Below are 1,911 nucleotides of genomic sequence, written 5' to 3'. Positions count from 1 at the left end.
GCCATGGCGTAAGCCCTCCCGAGGGCAGGTTGACGAACTGGACATTCATCAACTTACACCACGGCCACCCCTGCCTCTGCGCTCCTGCCGCCTCAGCGTTTTTGCACATCATTCTGCACACTACCTTGATCGTCAAGTAAAGCGCACCGGAAATCAGGCTTTGGGCGGTGTCCAGGGTGTGGCGTCGCGCATCATGGCGTTGAGCTGGGTGAGCAGCTTGCGCATGCCGGCGACGAACGCGACCTTGGTCTTTTTGCCGTTGGCCCGCAGCCGATCGCAAAACGCCTTGATGTCGGGATTGGCGCGTCGCACGGTGCAGCGACCGCCCATGATGTGGCGCTGGCCTTCTTTTCGGTGCCGCAATGCGATGCGCATCTCGTGCTCGCGCGCACGGCGGACGAAGGCGGGCTGTCGTGCTTCTATGTGCCGCGTTTCGCGCCGGACGGCAGCAAGAATGCCGTGCAGATTCAGCGTCTGAAGGACAAGCTCGGCAATCGCTCGAACGCGAGCAGCGAAGTGGAGTTTCTCGATGCCTACGGCGTGATGATCGGCGACGAAGGGCGCGGCGTGCCGACCATCATCGAAATGGCCAACACCACGCGGCTCGATTGCGTGATCGGCAGCGCGGCGCTGATGCGCGCGGTGCTCGTCGAGGCGATCCATCACGCGCGGCATCGCATGGCGTTTGGCGCCAAACTGGTCGATCAGCCGCTGATGCGCAACGTGCTCGCCGATCTCGCGCTCGAATCGGAAGCCGCGACGCTGCTGTTCATGCGGCTTGCGGGCGCGTTCGAGCAGAGCGCATCGAAAGATGCCGCGCCGGTCGAGCGCGCGTGGCGGCGCATCGTCACGCCGGCGGCAAAGTTCTGGGTCTGCAAGCGCGCGCTGGAATTCACCGGCGAGGCGATGGAAGTCTGGGGCGGCAACGGCTATGTCGAAACCGGGCCGATGGCGCGTTTCTATCGCGAAGCGCCGGTCAATTCGATCTGGGAAGGCTCTGGCAACGTGATGTGCCTCGACGTGCTGCGCGCGTTCGAGCGCGAACGGGACGCCGCGCACGCGCTGCTGGACGACTGGCGCGGCGACGCGAGCGCGCATCCGGCGCTGGCGCGGGCGTTGCAATCACTGGTGGAAAGTCTGAGCGGCGATCCGGCCGCGCGCGAGGCATCGGCGCGGCGCATCGTGCAGCAGTTGGCGCTGTGCGCGCAGGCGGTGTTGATGGCGCGTCACGCGGAATCGGAGGTGGCGGATGCCTTCATCGAAACGCGTCTCGGCGATGCGCGCGGCGAAACGGGTCGCGTGTACGGCACGCTGCCCGCGCGATTCGATCACGCGGGCATCGTCGCGCGCGCGTTCACGCCCTGAGCCGCTTAATCGCGCCTGAGCGGAACGAGTTCGCGCATCGGCTCCTCGTTCTCCAGCCGATACACCCACGCCAGCAATTCCGCGACCGCCTGATACAACGCGGGCGGAATATGCGCGTCGAGATCGACCTGCATCAGCATCGACACCATTTCGGGCGAATCGTGCACGTAGATGCCCGCTTCCTTGGCGCGCTGCACGATCATTTCGGCGATGAGGCCGTAGCCTTTCGCGACCACGCGCGGCGTGGCCTCGCGGCTGCCCGAATCGTAAACGAGCGCGGTCGCCTGCTTGCGATGACCCTGATTCACGCTGCGTCTCCTTCTTGGGCCGGTGTGTCGAACAGATGCGCGAGCGGCGACGGAACCGGCTTCGCCGCGCCGCGACGCGACGGATCGTTGGCGTCGAGCGCGTCGCTGCCGTCGAGCGAACGCACGCTGAACGACGCCAGTTGAATGCCCGCCGCCTCCAGCCGTTGCGCGAACGCCGTGCCTTCGCCGGAAAAACGCGTCGCGCCGACGTCGCTCGCCTTCATGCGCACGGCGAGCT

2 protein-coding genes and 2 pseudogenes are annotated in these 1,911 nt (G+C 66.0%); 1 reads left to right on the top strand and 3 read right to left on the bottom strand.

Annotation, left to right across the window (positions count from 1 at the left end):
- Nucleotides 1-153: 153 nt before the first annotated feature.
- On the bottom strand, nucleotides 154-375 hold the full coding sequence (locus BVER_RS32045) for a hypothetical protein (RefSeq protein WP_198155477.1): 222 nt from the start codon (nucleotides 373-375) through the stop codon (nucleotides 154-156).
- Here BVER_RS32045 and BVER_RS28700 point away from each other — a divergent pair.
- Nucleotides 346-1,365: pseudogene (locus BVER_RS28700) on the top strand (acyl-CoA dehydrogenase family protein); the annotation flags it as partial. The gene BVER_RS32045 and the pseudogene BVER_RS28700 overlap by 30 nt on opposite strands.
- Before the next feature lie 5 nt (nucleotides 1,366-1,370).
- Here BVER_RS28700 and BVER_RS28695 read toward each other — a convergent pair.
- Nucleotides 1,371-1,673, bottom strand: coding sequence for an EscU/YscU/HrcU family type III secretion system export apparatus switch protein (locus BVER_RS28695; protein WP_050456120.1), 303 nt, complete (start codon nucleotides 1,671-1,673; stop codon nucleotides 1,371-1,373).
- Nucleotides 1,670-1,911 (bottom strand): annotated as a pseudogene (locus tag BVER_RS33110) (flagellar hook-length control protein FliK); the annotation flags it as partial. The gene BVER_RS28695 and the pseudogene BVER_RS33110, both read right to left, overlap by 4 nt.

The sequence above is a fragment of the Candidatus Burkholderia verschuerenii genome (assembly GCF_001189365.1).
Lineage (GTDB): Bacteria > Pseudomonadota > Gammaproteobacteria > Burkholderiales > Burkholderiaceae > Caballeronia > Caballeronia verschuerenii.
Note: the sequence above shows the minus strand (reverse complement) of the source record. Positions and strands in the feature narration are given on the sequence as shown.

Excerpts from the sequence above, each read along its gene's own strand:
- BVER_RS32045 (WP_198155477.1), bottom strand. The coding sequence starts at position 375 with ATGCGCATCGCATTGCGGCACCGAAAAGAAGGCCAGCGCCACATCATG.